Origin of the sequence: Pelorhabdus rhamnosifermentans, assembly GCF_018835585.1 — a bacterium.
Lineage (GTDB): Bacteria > Bacillota > Negativicutes > UMGS1260 > UMGS1260 > Pelorhabdus > Pelorhabdus rhamnosifermentans.
Window position 1 is genome coordinate 204,251 of record NZ_JAHGVE010000001.1, and the last position, 23,794, is coordinate 228,044.

The 23,794-nt window shown below is 45.1% G+C and carries 28 protein-coding genes; 26 read left to right on the top strand and 2 right to left on the bottom strand.

The features are described from left to right. The first annotated feature begins 4 nt into the window (after positions 1–4). The 8 genes from Ga0466249_RS01005 (at position 5) to Ga0466249_RS01040 (ending at position 8,029) form a co-directional block, all read left to right on the top strand. The gene (locus Ga0466249_RS01005; RefSeq protein ID WP_215827573.1) at positions 5–1,384 is read left to right on the top strand and encodes a mannose-1-phosphate guanylyltransferase/mannose-6-phosphate isomerase; all 1,380 of its coding nucleotides are present in this window, start codon (positions 5–7) and stop codon (positions 1,382–1,384) included. Then, positions 1,381–2,367, top strand: coding sequence for a UTP--glucose-1-phosphate uridylyltransferase GalU (gene galU / locus Ga0466249_RS01010; RefSeq protein ID WP_246588318.1), 987 nt, complete (start codon positions 1,381–1,383; stop codon positions 2,365–2,367). The genes Ga0466249_RS01005 and galU overlap by 4 nt, the downstream gene beginning before the upstream one ends. 23 nt (positions 2,368–2,390) lie before the next feature. Further along, on the top strand, positions 2,391–3,392 hold the full coding sequence (gene galE, locus Ga0466249_RS01015) for a UDP-glucose 4-epimerase GalE (protein ID WP_215827574.1): 1,002 nt from the start codon (positions 2,391–2,393) through the stop codon (positions 3,390–3,392). A gap of 26 nt (positions 3,393–3,418) precedes the next feature. Continuing rightward, complete coding sequence (locus tag Ga0466249_RS01020) at positions 3,419–4,885, top strand: phosphoglucose isomerase-related protein (RefSeq protein WP_215827575.1); 1,467 nt, start codon at positions 3,419–3,421, stop codon at positions 4,883–4,885. Between the two features lie 88 nt (positions 4,886–4,973). Then, positions 4,974–5,525, top strand: coding sequence for a hypothetical protein (locus Ga0466249_RS01025; protein WP_215827576.1), 552 nt, complete (start codon positions 4,974–4,976; stop codon positions 5,523–5,525). Beyond that, positions 5,522–6,772, top strand: a complete 1,251-nt coding sequence (locus tag Ga0466249_RS01030) for a type II secretion system protein GspD (RefSeq protein WP_215827577.1) — start codon at positions 5,522–5,524, stop codon at positions 6,770–6,772. The genes Ga0466249_RS01025 and Ga0466249_RS01030 overlap by 4 nt, the downstream gene beginning before the upstream one ends. A 25-nt stretch (positions 6,773–6,797) precedes the next feature. Next, positions 6,798–7,472 (top strand): response regulator, encoded by a 675-nt coding sequence (locus Ga0466249_RS01035; RefSeq protein WP_215827578.1) that lies wholly within the window; start codon positions 6,798–6,800, stop codon positions 7,470–7,472. A 68-nt stretch (positions 7,473–7,540) separates the two neighbouring features. Then, entirely contained in the window at positions 7,541–8,029 is a 489-nt protein-coding gene (locus tag Ga0466249_RS01040) for a glycosyltransferase family protein (protein ID WP_215827579.1), read from the top strand. On the opposite strand, the gene Ga0466249_RS01045 is transcribed toward Ga0466249_RS01040, so the two are convergent. Beyond that, entirely contained in the window at positions 7,990–8,508 is a 519-nt protein-coding gene (locus Ga0466249_RS01045) for a hypothetical protein (RefSeq protein ID WP_215827580.1), read from the bottom strand. The genes Ga0466249_RS01040 and Ga0466249_RS01045 overlap by 40 nt on opposite strands. 135 nt (positions 8,509–8,643) lie before the next feature. Here Ga0466249_RS01045 and Ga0466249_RS01050 point away from each other — a divergent pair, with 135 nt between their 5' ends. The 7 genes from Ga0466249_RS01050 to Ga0466249_RS01080 all read left to right on the top strand — a co-directional run bounded on the left by Ga0466249_RS01050 (position 8,644) and on the right by Ga0466249_RS01080 (position 15,279). After that, on the top strand, positions 8,644–10,617 hold the full coding sequence (locus tag Ga0466249_RS01050) for an ABC transporter ATP-binding protein (protein ID WP_215827581.1): 1,974 nt from the start codon (positions 8,644–8,646) through the stop codon (positions 10,615–10,617). A 176-nt stretch (positions 10,618–10,793) separates the two neighbouring features. After that, positions 10,794–11,399, top strand: a complete 606-nt coding sequence (locus Ga0466249_RS01055) for an RNA polymerase sigma factor (protein WP_215827582.1) — start codon at positions 10,794–10,796, stop codon at positions 11,397–11,399. Between the two features lie 22 nt (positions 11,400–11,421). Next, positions 11,422–11,646, top strand: coding sequence for a DUF1659 domain-containing protein (locus Ga0466249_RS01060; RefSeq protein ID WP_215827583.1), 225 nt, complete (start codon positions 11,422–11,424; stop codon positions 11,644–11,646). A 53-nt stretch (positions 11,647–11,699) separates the two neighbouring features. Beyond that, positions 11,700–11,912, top strand: coding sequence for a DUF2922 domain-containing protein (locus Ga0466249_RS01065; RefSeq protein WP_215827584.1), 213 nt, complete (start codon positions 11,700–11,702; stop codon positions 11,910–11,912). 5 nt (positions 11,913–11,917) lie between these two features. Next, positions 11,918–12,058 carry a YvrJ family protein gene (locus Ga0466249_RS01070; protein ID WP_215827585.1) on the top strand — a complete coding sequence of 47 codons (141 nt, stop codon included), beginning with the start codon at positions 11,918–11,920 and terminating at the stop codon, positions 12,056–12,058. 400 nt (positions 12,059–12,458) lie between these two features. Further along, entirely contained in the window at positions 12,459–14,615 is a 2,157-nt protein-coding gene (gene recD2 / locus Ga0466249_RS01075; RefSeq protein ID WP_215827586.1) for an SF1B family DNA helicase RecD2, read from the top strand. Then, entirely contained in the window at positions 14,608–15,279 is a 672-nt protein-coding gene (locus tag Ga0466249_RS01080; protein ID WP_246588369.1) for a ComF family protein, read from the top strand. Before recD2 ends, Ga0466249_RS01080 begins: the two co-directional genes overlap by 8 nt. A gap of 22 nt (positions 15,280–15,301) precedes the next feature. On the opposite strand, the gene Ga0466249_RS01085 is transcribed toward Ga0466249_RS01080, so the two are convergent. Then, positions 15,302–15,898, bottom strand: a complete 597-nt coding sequence (locus Ga0466249_RS01085) for an HD-GYP domain-containing protein (RefSeq protein ID WP_215827981.1) — start codon at positions 15,896–15,898, stop codon at positions 15,302–15,304. A 187-nt stretch (positions 15,899–16,085) separates the two neighbouring features. On the opposite strand from Ga0466249_RS01085, the gene Ga0466249_RS01090 reads away from it, so the two are divergent. From Ga0466249_RS01090 to Ga0466249_RS01140, 11 genes are all read left to right on the top strand, one after another. Further along, a complete protein-coding gene (locus Ga0466249_RS01090; protein WP_215827588.1) occupies positions 16,086–16,493 on the top strand; it encodes a flagellar protein in 408 nt (135 codons plus the stop codon). Positions 16,494–16,640: 147 nt separating this feature from the next. Further along, positions 16,641–16,943 (top strand): flagellar biosynthesis anti-sigma factor FlgM, encoded by a 303-nt coding sequence (gene flgM, locus Ga0466249_RS01095; RefSeq protein WP_215827589.1) that lies wholly within the window; start codon positions 16,641–16,643, stop codon positions 16,941–16,943. Positions 16,944–16,973: 30 nt separating this feature from the next. After that, positions 16,974–17,468 (top strand): flagellar protein FlgN, encoded by a 495-nt coding sequence (locus Ga0466249_RS01100; RefSeq protein ID WP_215827590.1) that lies wholly within the window; start codon positions 16,974–16,976, stop codon positions 17,466–17,468. A 40-nt stretch (positions 17,469–17,508) separates the two neighbouring features. Further along, the gene (gene flgN, locus Ga0466249_RS01105) at positions 17,509–17,964 is read left to right on the top strand and encodes a flagellar export chaperone FlgN (RefSeq protein WP_215827591.1); all 456 of its coding nucleotides are present in this window, start codon (positions 17,509–17,511) and stop codon (positions 17,962–17,964) included. Between the two features lie 11 nt (positions 17,965–17,975). Then, a complete protein-coding gene (gene flgK / locus Ga0466249_RS01110; RefSeq protein WP_215827592.1) occupies positions 17,976–19,481 on the top strand; it encodes a flagellar hook-associated protein FlgK in 1,506 nt (501 codons plus the stop codon). Positions 19,482–19,505: 24 nt separating this feature from the next. Further along, positions 19,506–20,447, top strand: a complete 942-nt coding sequence (gene flgL / locus Ga0466249_RS01115; RefSeq protein ID WP_215827593.1) for a flagellar hook-associated protein FlgL — start codon at positions 19,506–19,508, stop codon at positions 20,445–20,447. A gap of 24 nt (positions 20,448–20,471) precedes the next feature. Beyond that, positions 20,472–20,909: a DUF6470 family protein gene (locus Ga0466249_RS01120; protein WP_215827594.1), complete on the top strand. Its 438-nt coding sequence runs from the start codon at positions 20,472–20,474 to the stop codon at positions 20,907–20,909. A gap of 12 nt (positions 20,910–20,921) precedes the next feature. Next, positions 20,922–21,314 (top strand): flagellar assembly protein FliW, encoded by a 393-nt coding sequence (gene fliW / locus Ga0466249_RS01125; protein ID WP_215827595.1) that lies wholly within the window; start codon positions 20,922–20,924, stop codon positions 21,312–21,314. A gap of 6 nt (positions 21,315–21,320) precedes the next feature. Beyond that, positions 21,321–21,575 carry a carbon storage regulator CsrA gene (csrA, locus tag Ga0466249_RS01130; protein WP_215827596.1) on the top strand — a complete coding sequence of 85 codons (255 nt, stop codon included), beginning with the start codon at positions 21,321–21,323 and terminating at the stop codon, positions 21,573–21,575. Positions 21,576–21,815: 240 nt separating this feature from the next. Further along, complete coding sequence (locus Ga0466249_RS01135; protein ID WP_215827597.1) at positions 21,816–22,628, top strand: flagellin N-terminal helical domain-containing protein; 813 nt, start codon at positions 21,816–21,818, stop codon at positions 22,626–22,628. 271 nt (positions 22,629–22,899) lie between these two features. Next, positions 22,900–23,712 carry a flagellin N-terminal helical domain-containing protein gene (locus Ga0466249_RS01140; protein ID WP_215827598.1) on the top strand — a complete coding sequence of 271 codons (813 nt, stop codon included), beginning with the start codon at positions 22,900–22,902 and terminating at the stop codon, positions 23,710–23,712. Positions 23,713–23,794 lie beyond the last annotated feature (82 nt).

The window sequence follows — 23,794 nt, forward strand, 5'->3', positions numbered from 1 at the left end:
TTTCGTGAAGATTATTATTCTTGCTGGTGGCGGAGGTACGCGCCTTTTCCCTTTATCACGCAGTTGCTATCCCAAGCAATTTATGAAAATTGATGGAACGGATTCTCTGCTGATGCAGACGGTGAAGCGATTTATGAAATGCAGTGATCCCGCTGATTTGCTAGTTGTGACGAATCAGGAGTATTTTCATCATGTGAGAAGTGAGCTTGTTCTGTGCCATGCCGAAGACGCTCATATTATTTTGGAACCTGTAGGACGCAATACGGCTCCGGCCATTGCTCTCGCGGCCCGTTATTGTCAGGATGAACTGGGGTGTGATGATGATGAGATTCTGTTTGTGACGCCTTCGGATCATGCCATAAGTAAGGGAGAAATTTTTATTCAGGCTGTTCGTCAGGCTGAGACCTTGGCTGATCAAGGAAAGATCGTGACTTTCGGTATTCGCCCCGTGAGCCCTGAAACAGGCTATGGTTATATTCAGGCTGGGGAGCCGTATCAAACAGGCTATCATGTGGCATCATTTAAAGAAAAACCTGATTTGGCTACTGCGAAGGCCTATGTCGCAGCAGGTAATTACTATTGGAATTCAGGGATGTTTGCTTTTCCTATTTCAGCCATGCTGGCTGAACTCAAGGTGCATCAACCAAGTATCTATGGCTTCTCAACAAGGTCCTATAGTGAAATGAATGAGGCATTTGCTGAGATGCCGAACATATCGATTGACTATGCTGTGGCTGAAAAATCACAGAATGTCGTGACACTGCCGCTTGATGTGGGCTGGAATGATATAGGATCGTGGGATGCCATTTATGATTTGCTTGAAAAAGATCAGTCAGGTAATGCGCTGCAAGGGGACTGTTTGCCTCTTGATTGCAAAAACAACCTCATTCTTGGCCGGAGCCGTCTCATTGCCGGCATCGGTCTGGAGGATATGCTTGTCGTAGAGACAGATGATGTGATTTTAGTTGCTAAAAAAGGTGAATCCCAAAAGGTGAAAGATCTTGTGCAGGAGCTTAAGCAGCGTGGACGCCGCGAGGCCAGTGAGCAGACAACGATGTACCGCCCTTGGGGAAGCTATGAGCAGCTAGGCGGAGGACCAGGCTATAAAATGCGTCGTATTGTTGTGAATCCCGGCGAAAAACTGAGTATGCAGCTTCATTATCATCGCAGCGAGCATTGGATTATTATGTCGGGAACAGCCAAAGTTACCGTGGGTGACAAGGTGCAGATGCTTCACGAAAATAGTGGTATTTTTGTACCTCAGTCGACGAAACATCGCTTGGAAAATCCCGGGCGGATTCCACTGACTATGATTGAAGTGCAAAACGGTAGTTATTTGGAAGAAGACGATATTGTACGATTCGATGAGGAGAAAAAGTTATGACGAATCCACAAATGAAACAGCCAAAAATTCGAAAAGCTATTATTCCTGCGGCGGGTTTGGGTACGCGCTTTTTGCCTGCTACCAAGGCTCAGCCCAAGGAAATGCTGCCGATCATTGATAAACCAGCTATTCAGTATATTATTGAAGAGGCCATTCAGTCAGGTATTGAAGAAATCCTGATTATTACGGGAAGAAACAAACGGGCGATAGAGGATCACTTTGACCGCTCCGTGGAGTTAGAATTGGCTTTGAAAGAAAGTGGCAAATATGATCTTCTGGGACTAATTGAGGAAATTTCTAATGTGGAGATTCATTATATTCGCCAAAAGGAAGCCAAGGGATTAGGTCATGCCGTCTTATGTGCCAAACAGTTTGTCGGGAATGAACCGTTTGCCGTACTGCTTGGCGACGATATTGTCGATGCCGACGTCCCCTGCCTGAAGCAGCTCATGAATGTTTATGAGGATTATCCGGGGACGATTCTGGGAGTACAGGAAGTGGCGAAAAAAAATGTGTCAAGCTACGGCGTAATCAAGCCTGTTCCTGTGAAACATCGCTTGTGGCGGGCAGAGGCGCTGATTGAAAAACCGCGGTTGGAAGAAGCGCCATCGCGTCTCGCTGTGCTTGGCCGCTATATTATTGAGCCAGAGATTTTTGCTGTTTTAGAGCAGACACAGCCTGGTCGGGGAAATGAAATTCAACTGACAGACGCCCTGCAGCAGTTAGCGGTGCGGAAAAGTGTTTATGCCTACGAGTTTGAAGGCCGCCGCTATGATATTGGTGACAAACAGGGCTTTTTGGAAGCAACGGTGGAATATGCCTTGAAGCGTCCTGACCTTCGGGAAAGGTTTTTGCCTTATTTAATGAAAACCTTACAGCCTTTATTGTGCGGGCAAGGGGAAGATGCGGCGACACTGACAGAGCAAGTACTACATGACCTGGAAGAAAAATGTCAGGTTGTCGAGAAAAAACAAAAGAGTTGAGGGTGAAAAAAGGAGTTGGAACTATGAAGATTTTGGTAACAGGCGGGGCGGGCTATATTGGCTCTCATACCGTGCAAACGCTGCTCAAGCAGGGTCATCAGGTGGTCATTTATGATGACCTGATGAAGGGGCATGTTGATGCTTTGCCTGAAATGAGTGAAGGGACTGAGTTTGTACTCGGTGATATTGCGGACAGGGAACTTGTGGCATCCGTTATTAAAGAAAAAAAGATTGATGCTGTTGTACATTTTGCGGCAGTCAGCCTTGTTGGGGAGTCGATGACGGATCCGTCTCTGTATTACAATAATAATGTGGCAGGAACGCTGGCACTCTTGGATGTGTTAGTTCAAACGGGTGTCAAGAAGATTGTTTTTTCTTCAACTGCGGCTGTTTATGGCGAGCCCAAGACGACACCTATTGTGGAAGATGCTGTATTGTGTCCGACGAGTGTCTATGGCCGGACGAAATGGATGATTGAGCAGATGCTTGCCGATTATTCGGCAGCTTACGGACTACAGTATGTGGCACTGCGCTATTTTAATGCGGCAGGGGCGATGTTAGACGGGCTTATTGGGGAAGATCATGAGCCGGAAACGCACCTTATTCCACTCATTTTAAAAACGGCCCTTGGACAAAGAAAAACTATTGCTATTTATGGTACAGACTACCCGACACCAGATGGGACGTGTATTCGTGATTATATTCATGTCTGCGATTTGGCTGATGCCCATGTGCTGGCGCTCAACCATTTGCTTTCAGGGGGCTCATCACGGATTTATAATTTGGGCAGTCAACAGGGCTTTAGTGTGAGAGAAATCATTGCGACAGCTAAAAAAGTGACAGGCATTGATTTTGTTGTGGAGGAAGAGTCTCGGCGTGCTGGTGATCCTGCTGTGCTTATTGCGTCAAGCGAGAAAATCTGCCGTGAACTTCAGTGGCAGCCGAAGCATAGCGATATACAAAGTATTATTCGTTCGGCTTGGGAATGGCATCAATCCTATCCAGACGGCTATGGTGACGACTAAATTGTTGATATAAGGAGCGATTTATTATGACTAATCATGTAAAGCAGCTTATTTTATCTTCCGGTTTTGTGTTTGATTATAGTCATTTAGTTGGGGAGGGAAAGGTTTCTGACGAAGATATTATGGCTCTCACTCAGCGTCTGACTGAGGCCCACTCGGCAGTGACTCAGCTTCGCCTGACAGGAGAAGTACGGGGACATTTATCAAAAGACGGTGAGCGGGAAAAAGTACTGTTTACTGAGTTGCCTTATGTGGCTGAGGGACATTTAAACAGTCCGGCTTCGCTAGCAAGGCTGAAAGAATTCGGACAGTCCCTGCGTTATCATACAGATGCCGTTATTTCTTTCGGTATCGGTGGTTCCTATTTGGGCAATAAAGTGCTGTTTGATGTCCATTGTGGCGATTTTTGGAATAGCAGTGCCAAACGGCGTCAGGGCTATCCAAAGCTTTATTTTAGCGGCAATAATATTGATCCACAGCGGACGACGGAACTTATTGCCCAGATTACGGAAGAGGCCGAGGCTAAAACGGCGAGCGGCGGGCTTTATAAGGTGCTGCTTATTGTTATGTCAAAATCCGGTTCGACCCTAGACACGATGTCCAATTTTTTGGTGGCCTATGATGCGCTACAGGGGAATAAACAGATTGAACTGAAGGTTGTGGCTGTAACAGATCCTGCCGAAGGAGAAAAGGCCACGCTTCTCCATCAGCTTGCCGTAAAGTCGGGCTGGGAGTTGTTTAGTATTCCAGACGGCATTGGCGGTCGCTTTAGTGTGTTTTCTGAGGTGGGACTTGTGACGGCCGCCTGCATAGGTTTTGATATGGAGGGGTTTTTACAAGGGGCAAAGGATATGGATGAAGTATGTCAAACGGATTGTTTGACACAAAATCCCGCCATGCTGAATGCGGCACTGAAATATCTTGCAGCTGAAAAACATGGTCGCCATATTGAGGTATTTATGCCTTACGCCGATTATTTAAAATCGACGGCAGAGTGGTATATTCAACTCCTCGCTGAATCCCTTGGCAAGCGTGTCAGTCGTGAAGGGCAGACCGTTCATTATGGCCGCACGCCTATTGTGGCTGTGGGGACGACGGATATGCATTCCCAGACACAGCAGCATCAGGAAGGTGCCCTGGATAAGGTGGTGCAGTTTGTTGAGGTGAAAGAGTGGCAGACAGACGCGATTATTCCAGACGTATTTCCTTCGGCAGCTAAATTAAAGGATATGGCGGGTTTTTCCATGAGCAGCGCTCTTCATGCAGCACTGGAATCTAATGCCGAGGCGTTAGCCAAAGCAGGTCGGTTCAGCGCGCGTTTTGAGCTGCCCAAGCTCACTGCGTATCATTTAGGGGAACTCCTCTATTTGTTGGCGCTGTCTGTGGCTTACGAGGGAGAACTGGCAAATGTCGATGCTTTTGATCAGCCTGGTGTCGAATCTTATAAGCGTATTCTAGGACCTAAGCTTCAAAATATTAAGAATCGGCAGTAATTTACCTCCAACTAAGGAGGACCTTTGTGTATTCTGTAGAAATTTTACATAGTTAGTCAAATTATGAGCAGTCTGGTGAAGTTCATTGGTGACTGAATGGAAGCAATGGGGAACTAGACAAAAAATTTTTGCTGTCGTTTTGCTGATCATCTTGGTGGGCACAGGTTTTTATTTTTACTCCGTGAGTGGGGAGTCGAAAACTTTTGTGTCGAGTACAGCAGCGCCTGCCCGGACTTTTCCGCCCAAGCAACAGGTTGGTCCAGCTGAGGCCAAGGTTCAGCCTTTGGCTGTACGCAGAGACCCCTTTGTCGTAAAGCGCGGAGCAGCTTCAGTGGGTCCGCCGGCGGAGACGACAAGGACGGTTGCCGTAGGGCAGCAGCCGCTGCAAGGTGGGGATACGGGGAAGACGGAACTTGTAGCGGGTAGAGCGCCAACTGCGTATCCGTCATTACGTTTGACGGGCATTGTCAGTGCCGGGGATGCGAAGGTAGGCATTATTACGTATGGCTCGGTAAGTCGTTCTTATCATCGTCAGGATCATGTGGGTCCTTATGAGATTGTGGCAATTGATGAAAGTTCTGTCACCTTAAGAGGTCCGGAAGGCCAAAAAGTCTTAGAGCTAGGCAAGGCAGAGCCATGACGCATATTGGACGGATGTTGTGGGTGGCAGCAATATCGCTATGGATGGGTATGACGCCTGCTTGGGCTGAAAATGATTGTCTTATCGATATAGCTATCACGGATGCTTCTGTGCGGGATGTGCTGATGTCGCTGGCAAGTGTAGGCCATGTCAATCTTGTTGTCGACGACTCTGTAACAGGGTCTCTTACGGTGCAGCTCAGTCAGGTTTCTTTTGATGATGCCCTGGCCATGATCACCCAGACTAAGGGGCTGTTTGTTGAGCGAACAGGCAATGTTATTCTGGTGGCAGCGAGCAAAAGCAGTACCCATTTTTCTGCCATCCAGGTCGTGAGGCTTCAGCATGTGAAAGCCGAAGATGTGATAGACAAGGTGGCGCTGCTGCTTGGCGACAGTCCACTGAGTCAAGCGGCAGCTCAAAGTTCTTCCCGGCTTTCGTCTAATCGCGTTATGAGCAGCGCGGATAGGGGAGCCATGACAACAAAAAAAATTCTGCCTCATGACGCGATTTGTTATCAACGAACGAAAGTGGATACGATCAGCAATTCCATTGTTTTTCTTGGTTCACAGCGTGAGCTTGAAGAAGCCCGTGCTCTTATTGCTGAGCTTGATGTACCGTATCCCGAGGTACTTGTTGAGGCTAAAATTGTGTCGATGGATCGAACGGCTTCGAAGGAGCTTGGTATCGACTGGACATGGTCTGTTCTTCATCAGGCACCGCTGAAGAATCAATATGAAGCTACGCTTCATGCACTAGAGAAACAAGGAAGTGTCAAGGTTTTAGCTCAGCCCAAGATTTTAGCCATCAATGGCAAGGCGGCTTTTATACAGGTAGGTGATACGCTGCCCATTATTCAGCAGACACAGACCAATATTAGTACGCTGTCGGGTGTGAGCCAATATATTGATTCAGGTATTATTTTGACTTACATACCTTTTATTCATGCCGATCACTCGATTACGGCGCAAATTCAGACCGAAGTGAGCATACCTGCGTGGGTAAGTGATCTGAAGACGTATGAGTTTTCGAAAAAAATTGCTGATACGGAGGTGCGCATGCAAGATGGCGAGACCATCGTGATTGGCGGTTTGATGAATACGCAGGACACGAAGAACTTTGCAAAGATTCCTTTTTTAGGTGATCTGCCTTTCTTAGGCGGGTTATTTAAAAGCATGGCAGATAGCAAAGATGATCATGAAGTGATGATTTTTATTACCGCTCATATTGTAAAGGATGAGCAGAAATAATTTTTTCAGTAAAGAGGGTGCAAGTATGTCAATTAATATTGTCATTGCCGATGATCATATGCTGCTCAGGCAGGGGATTAAAAATGTCCTGGAATTAGAACCTGATATGCATGTTGTTGGCGAAGCGTCTGACGGAGAAGAAACTATGATACTGGCTCAGGAAAAAAAGCCGGATATTATTCTGCTTGATATGAATATGCCGAAATTAAATGGTCTTGAGGTGACGAAGCTTTTAATGATGTCACCATCAAAAAGCAAAGTGGTTGTTTTAACTATTAATGATGATGAAAATTATGTGCTAGAACTCATAAAAGCCGGCGCTTCCGGCTATTTATTAAAAGATATTGAATCAGGAATGCTTGTCCGTGCTATTCGAACGGTGTATGGTGGAGAACCTTTTATCTATCCGGAATTGGCCGAACGCCTTTTTGGCGGCGAACCAGGAGATGAAAGTGATGATACTCAGAATGAATGTGCCAAATTGCAGCCGCCATGCAAACAACAAAAGCTGACTTTCCGGGAAATTGATGTAGTAGAGCTTGTTTGTCAGGGCATGAGCAATCAGCAGATTGCCCAAAAGCTGTTTTTAAGTGAGAAAACAGTCAAAAATCATTTGACGAATATTTTTCGTAAACTTAATGTGAATGACAGAACACAAACCGTTTTGTATGCCATTAAAAATAAGATTGTCGTGCTGTAGACGCATGTGACATCTGCTGAGTTCGTAGCATAAACTATTCTATCTCATAATGAAGGGGGTAGAATAGTTTGTTTTTTTCTTATACGGTCAGTGTTGTTTTGTTGGCCCTTGCTATTTATGGTTTGTGGAATGTTGGCAAGGATTGCCTGGAATGGCTGGCTCAGTCGCGACGGTCTGTACTGTCCAGTATGAGTATCGTTCTTTATGTACGTGATGCTGAACAGGTGATTGAGGATTTGCTAAACTGTGTACTTCACGATATTGACAAAGAGGCACCCTTCATCGATTTATTACTTGTTGACGGTGGTTCACAGGATTTGACACTTGCTATTATGGAAAGAATAACGGCGGAAAGGGAGGAGGTTAGGCTGGTAGCTCTTGCCGAGGCTTATCGGTCTGTTCATGACGTATTACCTCTTTGCCGCGGGGCGTCTATTCATTTATTTGACGTGGCGAATCGTTTGACTCCCGGAGAATGTGCGGCTGCGATTCATTGTTTACTTATGATGCACCGTCACTATAGTTTTCGTAACGTCAGCAATAGTTCGATACATTGATGGATTGCGAGGAACATGTCGCTATTTTCGTCTGGAGAGGAGACAGCCAGCGTGGCTTCGCGCATGTTTTGCAGGATGGTTTTTGGAGTCCACAACGAATAAAGATGATGACCCCCTGTGAGGAGAATTTCTGTCCGGTAAGGGGATTTAGCCAGGGGACGGATTTTTTCAATGGCGTATTTATTTACATAGCCCAGGGTGAAGTCGCCAGCTATTCGTGCTGTCCGTACCTTCGCAGTGATGAGCAGCAGTCTGTTGGAAAAAGGGAGTGGCTGCTGCTGTTTATGCCCCGTTCTTTTGCTTGATTGGTTGCGCAGTGCAATTAAATCAAAGGTATAAAAGGATGCCATGTTCTGTAAAAAGGCGTGAACTTTTTTCGGAGATTTTTTAGTTATTCCGGTTTTGAAAAATAGTTCTGTTTGTTCTCCTGTTTCGGTATAACGGGGAAAAATAGCACTTAATTCATCAAAATTTTTCATAACTATAACTTCCTCCTTAATTGATATAATTGAATATTCTTTTATTTTACCATGAAATGCAGTTACTTAGACAAGGACTTTTTTATGCTATAATACGGTTAATAAGCAAGATTGAATGGATAGATGAGGTGCAATATGGGTGTTATTCAGATAAAAGATCTGGCAAAATATTTTGGTATTGTACGTGTGTTTGAACATGTTTCGGCCGAAATTCGCTCGGGTGATCGCATCGGGCTTATTGGGGCCAATGGTACAGGAAAAACGACATTTTTATGCTGCTTACTGGGGCTGGAACATTTTGATGAGGGGGAGATGAGTCGTCCACAAGGGGAAACCTTCGGGTATGTAGAGCAACAAGCAGCTATGGGTACGGGAACGCTTTACGAGGAACTTTTAACTGCTTTTGATGATTTGCTTCAAAAGAAAGCGAAGATGAGCTGCTTGGAAGCGGCTATTGCTCAGGCGAAGGGGGCGGAACTTGAGGAGCTTATGAAAAGCTATGGTACTCTAGCTCAGGCTTTTGAAGCAGGCGGCGGTTATGAATATGAACAGCAAATCCAGCGTGTCATTACAGGACTTGGCTTTTCATCAGAAGAGGTAAATCGTTCTGTAGCTGCCTTTTCAGGTGGGCAGAAGACGCGTATTGCTCTGGCTAAGGCGCTTGTTCGCCAGCCGGACTATCTCTTTTTAGATGAGCCCACGAATCATTTGGATTTGGCTATGGTGGAGTGGCTGGAAAATTATTTGGCCTCTTATCGCGGCGGGCTGCTCATTATTTCTCATGATCGTTATTTTTTAGATCAAGTGACAGAAAAGACTTGGGAGCTTGAAAGCGGTACTTTGTATGAATATCAGGGCAATTACAGCACTTATTTAGAAAAAAAAGCCGCTCGTCGTTTGGCAGACGAACGGGCTTTTGCGAAGCAGCAGGCTTTTATTACGAAGACTGAGGATTATATTCGGCGTTATCAGGCCGGAATTAAATCTAAGCAGGCCCGAGGCCGTGCCAAGCAGCTCAGCCGTTTGGAACGCATCGAACTTGCAGGCGAGGATTTGCAGTTCGATTATTTTCACTTTAATCCGCTGGGTGATTCGGCGCAGCGGGTGCTGGAGCTTTCTGATGTGGCAGCGGGTTATGGCAGTCATGTGCTGTTTAAGGATTTGTCACTGCTCATTCGCAAGGGCGAGGGTGTGGCTCTCATTGGCCCGAACGGCGCAGGCAAGACGACGTTGCTCAAGCTGATTACAGGAGAACTTGATGCTAAGCAGGGTCATGTCAAACTGGGAAGCCGGGTGAAAGTAGGCTATTTTGCCCAGCAGCATGAAAATCTTCATCCGGAGTGGAAGGTCATTGACGAGCTCATGCAAGAGTATGGGTTTAGTGAGGAACAGGCCCGCCATTATTTGGGTGCCTTTCTGTTTTCTGGTGATGATGTGTTTAAACAGGTCGGTACCTTGAGCGGCGGCGAGCAGGCGCGGTTGGCGCTGCTGAAGCTTATGTTGACAGGTGCGAACTTCCTAATTCTTGATGAGCCGACAAATCACCTGGATATTCCGGCGAAAGAGGCTGTGGAAGCGGCACTTAACGCCTTTCCGGGTACCTTTTTAACGGTGTCTCATGACCGTTATTTTTTAGATAAAGTGGCTGATCGTGTTGTTGAGCTTGCCGATGGGAAAGTGATGGATTATCCCGGCAATTACAGTGATTATCGTCAGAAACAGCTGAAAATTGCACAACAGGTTCAGCTAGACAGCCAGCAGGACAAGCTAGACGCTGAGATTAAGCGAAGTGGCGCTGCGACTGGAAAAGGCACTGTTCAGGCTGTTAGGCCGAAGGGGGCGGCAGTTCTGCCGTCAGACAAAGATCAGTCGACAGACTTCGGTAAGTCTTCAGCGTCGAATAAACGACGGGGCAGTGCTCCGTCGCTGGATAAGCTGGAACTGACCATTCGTGAGCTGGAAGCCATGATTAAGTTTAAAGAGCAAGAAATTAACCGGCCGGAAAATCAATGTGATGCTGCGCGCTGTGCTTTATTGTACGAAGAACAGCAAGCATTGCAAGCTGAACTTGATGAAGTCTATGAGACTTGGCTCGCATGCCAGGAGTGAGCTTGTAGTAAGATAAAAGGCAGTACTGAAACGGATGTTTTCAGTACTGCCGCTTTTTTTCAGCGATTTGTACAGCCAGTCCGTGTGAGTTAGTTTTTGCTTAGCATGAAGATTACCGCTATGCTGGGGATAAGCGCTAATTTAGAAGTAACGTTACTTCACTGTCAGGTGAAGTCATGATGGCCCTAAAGCAGTGGCAAGACAGGAAACAGCTAAACTGGGCGGAGTTAGTAAAGCTTGCTCAAGCAGGGGATGAAGAGGTTTTTACTCAGTTATGCCAAAGGTTTGAACCGGTCGTTCAGAGGTACGCCCATCGCGCGCACCTTCGTTCGCTTGGCGAAGATGCCTTATCTGTAGGGCGTCTTGCTGTCGTTGAAGCCATTCGAACTTATGATGAGAAGGCAGGTGTTCCATTTGGAGCCTATCTGGAGCGGCATATTCAGTTTGCCCTGTGGAATTTGTTTAAAAAGGAACGCAAAATTTGGCAACGTACCCTTTCTTATGACGTTTCGCGAGGAGAAGACGAGAGAGGTGAGTGGCGAGATTGTTTGGCCGATGATTTTAATTTGGAAGAGAGAGTCATGAAAGAAGAATTTCAGGTTGCGTTAAGTGAGCAATTTCAGGCTTTGCCTGAGCATCAACAGGCGGTGTTGCGTGAGATTCTCACGGATCATAGATTGACAGAAATTGCAGAAAAACTGCATATTTCGCCGCAAGCTGCCTATCAAATAAAAATTCGTGCTCGAACCCGTTTAAAAAAGGCTTTGTCTGGAATGGAGTAAGACATAAGGAGGTGAGGTCAAGATGGCTGTCAGTAAAGTTCCTTCCGTAAGCAAACTGATTTTGAAAGTGCAAGTGGGAGTCAATGCTTCAGGCAAGGCCGCTTATAAACAGCGGGTGTTTGCCGGCCTGAAAGCGGCGGCAGTGGATGACGACGTTTTTACTGTTGCCCAGGAAATGGGAAGTTTGCAAAAGTACACAACGTTTGAAGTGCTGCGCCTGAATGAAGATGTTTTAGCCAAAGCCTAAAACACGGTGAGATGTAGTAAGGGAAAAATCCAGTAAGAAAGGAGGTCTTTTTCATGGCAAAGACGCTGCAAATGATATTTCGGGATGAAGCAGGTAAGCGTGTCACCCTAAACTTGGCTGAACCTCGTGACAACTTGACGATGGCGGAAGTCAAGACGGTTATGCAGGACATTGTGGCCAAAAATATCTTTTCATCGAAAAGTGGCAGCCTCGTTCAGAGTGTTGACGCGAAAATTATGGATCATGAAGCCACGTCCTTAAGCTAATGTCTGTGGAACAGTTACTTGCTTATGCCGCCAACTATGGGTTTGCCATGGTGATAGCCATTTATCTACTCGTGCGGATTGAGGGTAAACTGGAAGCTCTCACTGCCAGTATCAACAGGCTGACTCAGGTATTATCAGCGAAATAGCAAAAAAAACAACGCTTTCTCGTGAGAGGAAGCGTTGTTTTTTTCATTTAAAGAAAATAAAGATGGTAGATATGAGATAAGCTGTGCTGCAAAGGAGAACGGCAGATAAGAGATAATTTTCGGGGTGTAATTTTTTTGTGATTTCACGTTTTTTAAAATAATGATAGGTGTACATGTTTTCTTGCGTAGACAGGTCTCGCATAGTTTTTTTATCTCCTAACAAGCGATTACATACAGAATACAAAATGTAAATTACTACAAATTATATAAAAATCCTGCTAAAATAAGTCGAATTTCCGAAAATATTTTTTTAGCAGGATTTCTCCAGAGTATTTGCGAAATATAGGGATAAGCGAACGTATGTTGGGTGACTTAGGTTTGCGGGTAAGGCGGGATGCATATGGAACAATTGAAAGGCGTTGTTGCTGCGATTACCTTTCAAAGTCCAGACGGTGATTTTACCGTTTTTAAAGTAAACAGTGAAGAAAAATCCGGTACGGTAAATGTTGCAGGACGGGTTGCCGCGCCGTTGCTTGGCGAGCAAGTTGTGCTCATCGGCCGCTGGGTGGAACATATAAAATTTGGCCGGCAGTTTCAGGCTCAGTCTTGTCAGCGCATTCTGCCGACAACATTGGCAGGAATTGAACGTTTTTTAGGTTCCGGTGCTGTACGGGGTATTGGCCCAGCTATGGCGGCACGTCTTGTCAGTCATTTTGGTGAGAGTGTTTTAGATGTCCTTGCGGCAGATACGCAGCGCCTTGTTGAGGTAGAGGGAATTGGCGCCAAAAAGGCGGCCATGATTCGTGAATCTTATGCCCTGCAGTCGGAGCAGCGTGAAGTCATGCTGTTTTTGGAAATGCACGGCGTTTCCGGGTCTTATGCGGCGAAAATTTGTGCTGCTTATGGGAGTGAGGCTTTATCCGTTCTCGAGAGTGATCCTTATCGCTTGGCCAAAGACGTGGCAGGTATTGGTTTTCGAACGGCTGATCAGATTGCCGTGTCGTTGGGGTTTGATAGAAATCATCCCAGCCGTTTGGAGGCAGGCGTGGATTTTGCCTTGTACCAAACGGCTCAGGCCGGTCATTCCTGTGTGCCTGAAGAGCTTCTTGTCAAAGAGACAGCCAAGCTTCTTGGTGCGGATACCTTTGAAGTGGCTTTTTTAATCAGCAATTTAATGAAGAATGGATCGCTGTGCGTGGAAGACTGGCGCGGTACCCATCTTATTTATCTATATTCCTTATATACAGCCGAGCGCACCGTGGCCAGTCGGTTGCTTGAATTACAGAGTCAGGCCAAGCCCATCGACTGTGCCGATATTCATGAAGCTGTGGCGCAGTGGGAGAAGCAGGCTGAACTTGCTTTGGCTACGGCGCAGCGCGCGGCCCTTGTGGGTGTTTTGGAACACGGTATCCTAGTGTTGACAGGCGGGCCAGGTACAGGCAAAACAACAACGGTCCGTGGCATCCTTGAGCTGCTGAGTGCGCAGGGGTTTAAAATTCTGTTAGGCGCCCCGACGGGGCGTGCCGCAAAAAGACTGAGTGAAGCAACCGGACGGGAAGCCATGACGGTGCATCGTTTGCTGGAATCAACCGGCGGTTCGAAGGGGGCACCGTACTTTGCCCGAAATGAAGACAATCCCCTTGATGCCGATGCCGTCATTCTTGATGAAGTGTCGATGATGGACATCCAGCTGATGAGTCATTTCGTACAGGCTCTCCCGACAGGGTGTCGTCTTGTACTTGTCGGTGATGTTGATCAGCTGCCTGCCGTCGGTCCGGGCAGTGTCTTACAAGATATGATTCGCTCTGAAGCTGTGCCTGTTGTGCGCTTAACAGAAGTTTTTCGCCAGGCGGGAGAAAGCCAGATTGTTGTCAATGCCCATCGCATTAATCAGGGACTCATTCCTCAGTGTAACAGCGCTGATTTTCAGTTCATTGAGCAAAGGAATGAGGCTGAGATTGTTCGGGAGATTGTCGCACTTTGCGCTAGTGAATTGCCCCAGGACGGCTATGACTGGGCCAGAGAAGTGCAAGTTTTGTCTCCCATGCATCGGCTGGAGTGTGGGGTGGAAAATCTCAATAAACAGCTGCAAGCTGTGTTGAATCCCATGACACCTGATAAGGCCCAGATTGTGTCGGACGGTCAGCTGCTGCGCAGCGGTGATAAAGTTATGCAAATTCGCAATAATTATGAGAAGAGCGTTTTTAACGGGGATATTGGCTATATTGAACATCTTGACAGCGAAAAGGCGATTGTCACTTATCCCGAGGGAACGGTTGTTTATGATAAAAGTGAGTTAGATGAACTCCATTTGGCGTATGCCATGAGCGTGCACAAAAGCCAGGGCAGTGAGTATGCCGTCGTTGTCATGCCGCTCACAGCGGGACATGTTCGTATGCTGCAGCGAAATCTTCTTTATACGGCTGTGACGCGGGCGAAAGAAAAGGTTATTTTGCTTGGTACGAAGGCTGCGCTGAATACAGCTGTCGCCAATGACCGGACAAGGCGGCGTTATTCATTGCTTGCCGAGCGGCTTCACGGTGAACCGTATGAATAGCTGGCTGGAAGCTTTAATGGATCTGTTATTTCCACCCCGTTGTCCTGAATGTGGAAAAGAAATGCCGTTGCTTGGCGAGTGGTGTCCTGACTGCTTGAAACGCTATCAGCTGAATGTGACTTTAGACGCGGCGGAACAGGGCCTTCGTTATCTTGATGAAGTCATCATTTTTGCCGATTACAGCCGTGCCGTGCGAAAGTTATTGCAAAATCTAAAATTTCGGCATGAAAAAGCAGCTGCTCAGTATTTACAGGCGCTGTTGCCACGTTCTCTGGCCAAAGCATTTGACAACCTTTCCATACGCTACTGTCCAACGCTTGTTGTGCCTGTACCTGTGCATCGCAAGCGGCTGCGTCAGCGTGGTTATAATCAGACAAGCCTGATTTTTAAGGCCTGGGCTGAGCGGCAGGGGTTGTTGTGGCGCGACGTTTTGCAGCGAATCAAGCCGACTTTGCCTCAGTATTCCTTAAATCCCGAAGAACGGCGCAGTAATATAAAAGACGCGTTTATTGTCACGCGTCCTGAGCTGATTATGAATCAGTCTATTTTGCTTGTAGATGATATTTTTACATCAGGCATTACCTTGGATGAAGCGGCTCATCAGCTTCGCAGGGCGGGTGCCAAGCAAATCAGCGGGGCTGTTTGCGCCAGTAGCGCCAGATAACAGGAACCCTTAAACCCCTTCTTTAGCCAAGTGATTCAATAAAGGCGCGGACAATTTCCGGGTCAAAAATTGTGCCTGAATGATTATTGAGTTCTCGAATAGCATCTTTTTTGGTTTTGGCCCAATTTTGTGTACAGGGATTAATGTAACGGTCATAGTCATTGGCTACGGCAATAATGCGTGCTCCCAATGGAATATTAACACCTTTCAGACGCTTGGGGTAGCCTTTGCCGTCAAAACGTTCATGATGGAACCGGATGTAGGGGACGATTTCCTGACAGGAGGAAATATTTTCTAACATAAAAGCACCGGCGTTGCAATGGTTTTTAAAGACGCTCATCTCGCGTTTGGACAAATAAGGCATTTTGGCCAGAACTGTATTGGGTACGGTTAAATGGCCAATATCGTGCAGGATAGCGCCAACGCGAATCCGTTCAATTTCTTCACGAGGCAGCCGCATTTTCGCTGCAATGCTTACGGCATAGTTCGCCACTTGCTTACTATGTAGATACAGATTGGAGTTTTTGCGTTCCAGGAGGTGTAAAAGTTGTACAAGGATGGCTTGAACTTCGACTCCGATTTTTTCGTAAAGTTCTGGTGTTTGCATGAGTGTTGGCATATACACGATAAACTGCCTTTCGTGATAGATTTATTATATTTTTAGCTAAAATGTTGTCAAAATCCTGCCTTCTAAAAAAAAAAGTGTCTATTTTCAGGAAATTGAGTAGAATGACTTAGCAAAAAGGTGTAGATGAAACAAAAATTATAGTATAATAAAATGGATTGAAGAAAATGGGGGGAGTCTTATGGGTTTGGCGAATTGTCAACAATGTGGAAAGCTATATATGGAAAATGAGTTTGGAATATGTGTTGATTGCATTCGTTTGCAACAAGAAGATGAAGCCAAAGTGGGGGCTTATTTACGGGATGTTGTCGATCATGCATCAGTTGCGGAAATTCACGAAGCCACAGGGGTAAAAGAACGCGTGATTATGCGTATGATTCGTCAAGGAAGAATTATCGGCGGAGTAAAGGTTTTCTATGCTTGTGAAACATGTGGTGCGCCGATTGCAAACGGACGGCTTTGTGAAAAATGCAACCAGAACATAGTGTCACAAATGGCGCATCTTGAAATTAACAACTCCGCTGATGAGAAACTGAAAATGGCGACTCGCGGTGTTCGGATGTATTCGAAAGAAAAGGGAACGAAGTAATTCTGTTGATAAATATTCGTATGAAGGTCTGAAACCCGTGGGGAGTTCAGACCTTTTTTTGAGATATTTCCGGCAAGGCATTAAGTTTTGCCGCTTTTATTCGATAAATATAATAGATGAAGTTTTTTTATTAACGAGGTGTGCAAAATGATTATTTCAACGAACCAGATTCAGCAAGCGACGAAAGTCTATGGCGATACACAAAAAGCACTCAAAACAGCAAAGAAGGATTCAAAAACTGTTCAGACACAAGGTTCTGACGAAGTTATCTTATCGACAAATGCTCAGGAATTTGGTGATTTATTGCGCAAATTGCAGGCTTTGCCAGATGTTCGGGAAACAAAGGTACAGGTGCTTCAGGATCAGGTGGCTCAAGGAACGTATAAAGTGGATTCCTATGCTATTGCAGATAAAATAACAGCTGCGAGTCATTTTGATCGGCAAGGATAATGTTGATACACTCAGAAAGGTAGAATGATTATGAAAAATTGGCAACAGCTTCAGAATTTGATGTTCGAACTACTCCGTGTATATCAGCAGATCTTAGTTTTAAGCAAACAAAAAAAAGATCTTCTTGTTGCTGGCAAGCCTGCCGATTTAGAAAAAGTCGTCAATCAAGAGGAAGTTTTGTTGCGCAAGGCAGTTAAAGTGGATGTTGCCAGAAAACAGATCATTCAAATTTTATCGAAACAGCTTGTAGGTGCAACGGATTCTTTAACAGTAGAAGAACTGATCGCTTTTGCACCGTCTGACATAATTGAAGAACTCAGTAAAATTGGCCAGGATTTGAATACGGTTTTGCTGGGATTAAAAGAACAGAATGAGCTAAATAAACAGCTTATTGAGCAGGCACTGAAGATTGTGAACTATAATATCAATCTATACTCCAGCCGAATGGCGGGACCGACCTATTCGCCACAGGATGGCGATGAAAAGAATTTTCACCATCGAGCAACCTTGGATTATCGTGGCTAAAAAATGGCATCAGTAAGGTGAACAAGAAGGTGGGGGACGAATGACGAAAAAAGGGCAAGATATGATGGAAAATCTTGCGACTATACTGGAAGGAATGCTTGCTATCTATAAGCAATTGATCATATTGGGACAAGGCAAGCGTGACGCGTTGCAAACAGGTAATTTGCAGCAACTCAAGCAACTGGTTGCTGAAGAAGAACGACTTGCCATTCAAATAAATGATTATGAACATAAACGAGTGGAAATGACACAGGATTTGCCTGATGTTAACCCCCTAGAGCAGCCTTTGGTGAAATTATATAGTGAGTTGCGTAGGGTGTGTCATGAAGTTGCAGCGTTAAATAAAGAGAATAATTGGGTTGTAACGCAGTTTATGAATTATCTGAATTACCATTTTGATAATCAACGCCAGGTTGTTGCTACAGGCAGTTATGATTATGGTGGCAGTGAAGGTCAGGCCGTAATAGGTCGCAGCTTGGTTGATAAAATTATTTAGGAGAGTGGATTATGCCTTCAACTTTTGGTGGAATTAATACAGCAACATTAGGTTTAATGGCGCAACAAGTTGCTCTGAATACGACGGGACATAATGTTGCGAATGCCAGTACAACGGGTTATTCCCGTCAGACAGCGAATTTAGCTACGACACCCGAACAGACTATTTATGCCGGTAACGGAGCGGTAATGCTCGGTACGGGTGTTGCAGTTGATTCGATTACCCGGGCTCGTAATGCCTTCGCGGATAAGCAATATTGGCAGCAGTCGGCCGATAAGGGTTATTGGCAGAATGAGTCAGATATGCTGGGGAAAGTGGAAGATGTTTTTACGGATACAGATAAGACAGGCGTTCAGGCTACAATGAATAAATTTTGGTCTGCCTTGAGCACATTAGCATCGAATGCCAGCGATACGGGAAAAGTGGGTGTGGGGGCACGGACAAACGTAAGGGAAACAGCCAATTCTTTTGTTCAACTGCTGCAGCAAGATGCCAGTACGCTACAAGCCACCGCAAGTGATATAACTACTCAGATTTCAACAGAAGTCACGAATATTAATAGCATTAGTAAACAAATTGCTGACTTAAATCAGCAAATTGTGGCCCAGGAAACAGGGCAAGGACAAAAGGCCAATGATCTTCGCGATAAACGGGATAATTTGGTTGATCAGTTGTCTGCTCTAGGCACAGTCAATGTTTCAGAAGACGCTATGGGTAATTACCATGTTAGTATGGAAAGCACCGTCCTTGTCAATGGTCAAAAATCTTATCCGCTTGCTGTTCAGCAAAAATTTGATTCGCTCAATAATTATACGACAAGTACCGTTGTGACGACAGATAAGCCGCCGCAAGTCGTTACGTTTAGTACCGGGAAGATGGCAAGCTTGGTCAAGTCACGTGATCAAATTACAGATTATTTAGGTAACCTGGATAATATGGCTAAATTTTTAATGCAGGATTTTAATACCCAGCACAAGGCCGGAAAAGATGGCGATGGCAATGCCGGGGACAATTTTTTTGGCGTTTCAGGTGTGGACTATACTGCGGTTGCGAATGATCCGACGACAGGAACTCCGCCGCTTAGCTGGCTGAGCAAACTGTGTGTGAATGCAAAGCTTTATGGAATAGGCGGGGAAAAATATATTGCAGCAAGTGATGGGTCGGCTGGCTCAGGTACGGCTAACGGTCAAAATGCCTTGGCTCTAGCCAATGTGATGCAAAATGGAACGACGCCTACTCCACAGAATGCTTTGGGAAACGTTAGTTTATCTGCTTATTATAGTTCCATGATTAGTGAATTGGGTGTTTCATCCCAACAAGCGGGAGCCATGAATAAGAATCAAGGAACATTATTAGCTTCTACACAGAATTGGCGGCAAGCTGAGTCAGGCGTGAGTCTTAATGAAGAATTGACCAATATGATTAAGTTTCAGACAGCTTATGGTGCAGTATCCAAAGTGCTAACAACGATGGATTCTATGCTAGAGACACTCATTGCGACCAAGGCGTCTGCTTAAAGCAATAGAAAAGGGGGAAATATTGTGCGCGTTACGAATGACATGTTTAGCAATCAATTTTTGACGAATTATAATGATTCTTTGACGAATGCGTTAAATCTGAATAATCAATTGTCAACTGGAAAGGCTTTTACTAAACCATCAGAAGCTCCGGTTAAGGCTGTTCGAGCCTTGACATTTCATACTAGCGGCGATGTGAATGATTTATATACACAAAATGTGGATGACGCTATATCTTGGATGAATACAAGTGATACTGCTGTGTCTGGTATTATAAAAAGCGTAACCCAAATTAGGACACTTGTGAATAATGCGGCGACAGGTACGAATACACCCGCATCTAAGGCTGCGATTGCCAAGCAGATTAATGCCCTGATTGATGAATTGGTGACTGCGGGCAATGCACAAATCGGGGATCGCTATGTCTTTGCTGGTCAAAATGATACGGTTCAGCCTTTTACGAGAAATCCGTCAACAGGCGTTGTTACTTATAGTGGTACGTACAGTACGGGAGCTAATCCTACGGCGGGTGTTATATCGATGCAAGTCAGTCCAGGCAAGGCTGATCCACTCAGGGATCAGGTCAATTTGGATGGTCAGCAATTATTTGGAACCATTGATGGAAGCGGCCAGCCGCAAATTTTTAAGGATCTTTTAAAAATTAAAAATGATGTGCTTACGGCTGATTCGGCAACGATTAGCAGTGATTTGGGTACTATAGATACTGATTTTAATACCATTACAAATGGTCAAACTTCTTTGGGCGCCAGACAAGCATCTTATACAAACGTCAAAACTGCGTTGACGACCGATAGTGTGACGATCGCAGGCGCTACCTCTGATAATGAAAATGTCGATGTAGGGAAAACGAGTATCTATCTTCAGCAAGCCATGAATGTTTACAATGCGTGCTTGTCTGTTGGGGCAAAAGTTTTACCTGTATCTCTTGTAGACTATTTGAAATAGCCGGGTTAAGTAAGGAAGGTGCCGATGATGTTACGTGTTACAAAACCTGATGTGAAGGTGGATATTAAACCACCTCGTATGGATTTAAAGCTGGTTCCAGCTGAAATGAACATGCATACGACGTCTGCCGAAATTTCGATTGATTTGCAGCCTTCTTTTAACACCATGGGACTTCAGGATATAGAGTCTCTGTCAGAGGAATTTGGGGCTGAAGCAAAACAAGCGGCTATGGAAGGCATTGAGCGGCGGGTGTCGGAAGGGGAGTCTCTTGCCAAGCCGCATGGACCGAGTATTGGACAGGTAATGTCCAATGCGGCAACGCATCCCCGTGAAAAACAACTCGTGGTTGCGGCTACTCCGTCTGTGCCGCCGGCTATTTCGGCGACGTTGGGGAAAGTAGAAGTGCAGGTTGTGCCAGGACGAGTTGCTGTTATCAATACCAATCTGGACGTTAGCATATAGGTGGAGGATAGGATGGATGATGTGATTACTTTTTCCGAGGGCCTTATTGGGCTAAAAGAGTATCAGCAGTTTATCATCAAAAGCATTCCTGAACAGGAGGCTTTTTTGTTATTGCAAAGTACGGAAGATGAAAATTTTGGCCTCATAATTACACCGCCTTTTTGGTTTAAGCGGGACTATGAATTTGAGCTGTCAGATCATTATGTTGAGCAGTTGGGTGATAAAGAAAGTTTAGAAGTCTTTGTTGTTGTCACTTTGGCTGATTTGCCGCAAGCTGTGACAGCCAACCTGCTTGGTCCACTTGTGATGAACCGTAAAAAGGGGATTGGATTTCAGGTACTTGTGCCGGATAGGGGCTATACGACCAAATATAAACTTTTGTCTGAAGCCTCGGTAGGAGGTTAAAGCGGCATGTTAATTTTGACGCGAAAAAAGCAGCAATCGGTGCGGATTGGTGAGAATATTGTTGTAACCGTTTTAGAGGTTAAAGGAGATCAGGTTCGTTTGGGGTTTGAGGCTCCTCGTGAAGTGGCGGTACTACGTCAAGAGGTGTATGAAGCCGTGAAAGAATCCAATGAGCAAGCGGCTTCCATGCTGAAAAAAGTGGATGTTACGTCGGCTTTGCAGCAGGTAAGCCAGGTAAATGCTACTTTTGAGAAAAAGTAATATTTTGTGAATAACACTTCGTATGAATAGGTCAACTGAATTTCTGGTTGACCTATTTTTTTTTATAACTGTGAATAACTACTGATTGATCGAAAAATGTAATATTTTGTCGAAAAAACGCTTGAGTAGGTGGTTAATCTTTACGATATATTAAATGACAGTGTGAAACTGGGGAGGATGGACATGCTGTACAAAGAAACTTAGCATGGATGCTAAGTTCAATTCAGGGAGGAATTAAACATGGTTATCAACACAAATGTCGCTTCGTTAAACGCATGGAGAAATCTTGAAAATCAGAGCAATACACAATCGGCTTCGATGGCGAAACTTTCTTCAGGCAAAAGAATCAACAAAGCAGCGGATGATGCTGCAGGTCTTGCAATTTCAGAAAAAATGATCAGTCAGATTAACGGTTTGGATCAAGCTTCAAGTAATGCTCAAGATGGTATTTCTTTAGTACAGACGGCTGAGGGCGCATTGAATGAAACAACTTCCATTATTCAACGTCTGCGTCAATTGGCTGTTCAATCTCGCAATGGCACTGAAACAGATAATGACCGTGTTCATATTCAAAAAGAAGTGGGTCAGTTACTTTCTGAAGTAAATCAGATTGCCAGTACGACACAGTTTAATACAATGAACTTGTTGAATGGCTCTACTACAAGCGTGACGTTCCAAATCGGTGCTAATCAAGGTCAGACGATGGCAGTGTCTATGCCAACTGTAAAAGCCAGTGATCTGAGTATTGATACCATATCCTTGGCGACTGCTGCTGGTGCTTCAGCTGCTATTAAATCACTTGATGCAGCACTGAGCACTGTTTCAGGCGCACGGGCTAATTTGGGTGCTGTCCAAAATCGATTGCAACATGCTATCAATAATTTGCAGGTTGCTTCCGAAAACTTGAACTCCGCAAATTCTCGTGTCCGCGACGTGGATATGGCGAAAGAAATGGCAAGCTTCAGCAAAACGCAGGTTCTTGTTCAGGCAGGTACTGCTATGTTGGCACAAGCTAACCAGATGCCACAGTCCGTACTTAAGTTACTGGGCTAATAGTTATATTTATTATGAAAAATCGGTCGGCAAATATTGCCGGCCGGTTTTTCATAATAAAGGAAGGGTTGTTTGCAGTATTGCAGTATTGAAAATTCTCGTTTGTGGTCGATTTCAAGAAAAAAATGTAATTTTTTTTAAAAAATGCTTAAGTAAATAGCGGATTGTTACGATACATAAAATGGCAGCGTAAAATAGGTAATTAGTCTGATAGACATGCTGTACAAAAACTTGGCATGGATGCTAAGTTCAATTCAGGGAGGAATTAAACATGGTTATCAACACAAATGTCGCTTCATTAAACGCATGGAGAAATCTCGAAGCACAGAGCAATGCACAATCGGCTTCGATGGGGAAACTTTCTTCAGGTAAAAGAATCAACAAAGCAGCGGATGATGCTGCTGGCCTTGCAATTTCGGAAAAAATGATCAGCCAGATTAACGGTTTGGATCAAGCTTCAAGTAATGCTCAAGATGGTATTTCTTTAGTACAGACGGCTGAAGGCGCATTGAATGAAACAACTTCCATTATTCAACGTCTGCGTCAATTGGCTGTTCAATCTCGCAATGGCAGCGCAACAGATAAGGATCGCGCTCACATTCAAAAAGAAGTAAATCAGTTGCTTTCTGAAGTAAATCAAATTGCTAGTACGACACAGTTCAATACGATGAACTTGTTGAATGGCTCTACTAAAAGTGTGACATTCCAGATCGGCGCTAACCAAGGCCAGACGATGTCAGTGTCTCTGCCAAGTGTAAAAGCCAGTGATCTGAGTATCAATAGCCTGTCACTTGGCACTCAGGGCAACGCTTCGGGTGCTATTAAAACACTTGATGCAGCACTGAGCACTGTTTCAGGCGCACGGGCTAACTTGGGTGCTGTTCAAAATCGCTTGCAACATGCTATCAATAATTTGCAGGTTGCTTCCGAAAACTTGAACTCCGCAAATTCTCGTGTCCGCGACGTGGATATGGCGAAGGAGATGGCAAGCTTCAGCAAAACGCAAGTTCTTGTTCAGGCAGGTACTGCTATGTTGGCACAAGCTAACCAGATGCCACAGACCGTACTTAAGTTACTGGGCTAATAGGTATATTTATTATGACCGGTCGGCAAATATTGCCGACCGGTTTTTTATCGCTTGTGACGATTTAAAGAAAAAAATGTAA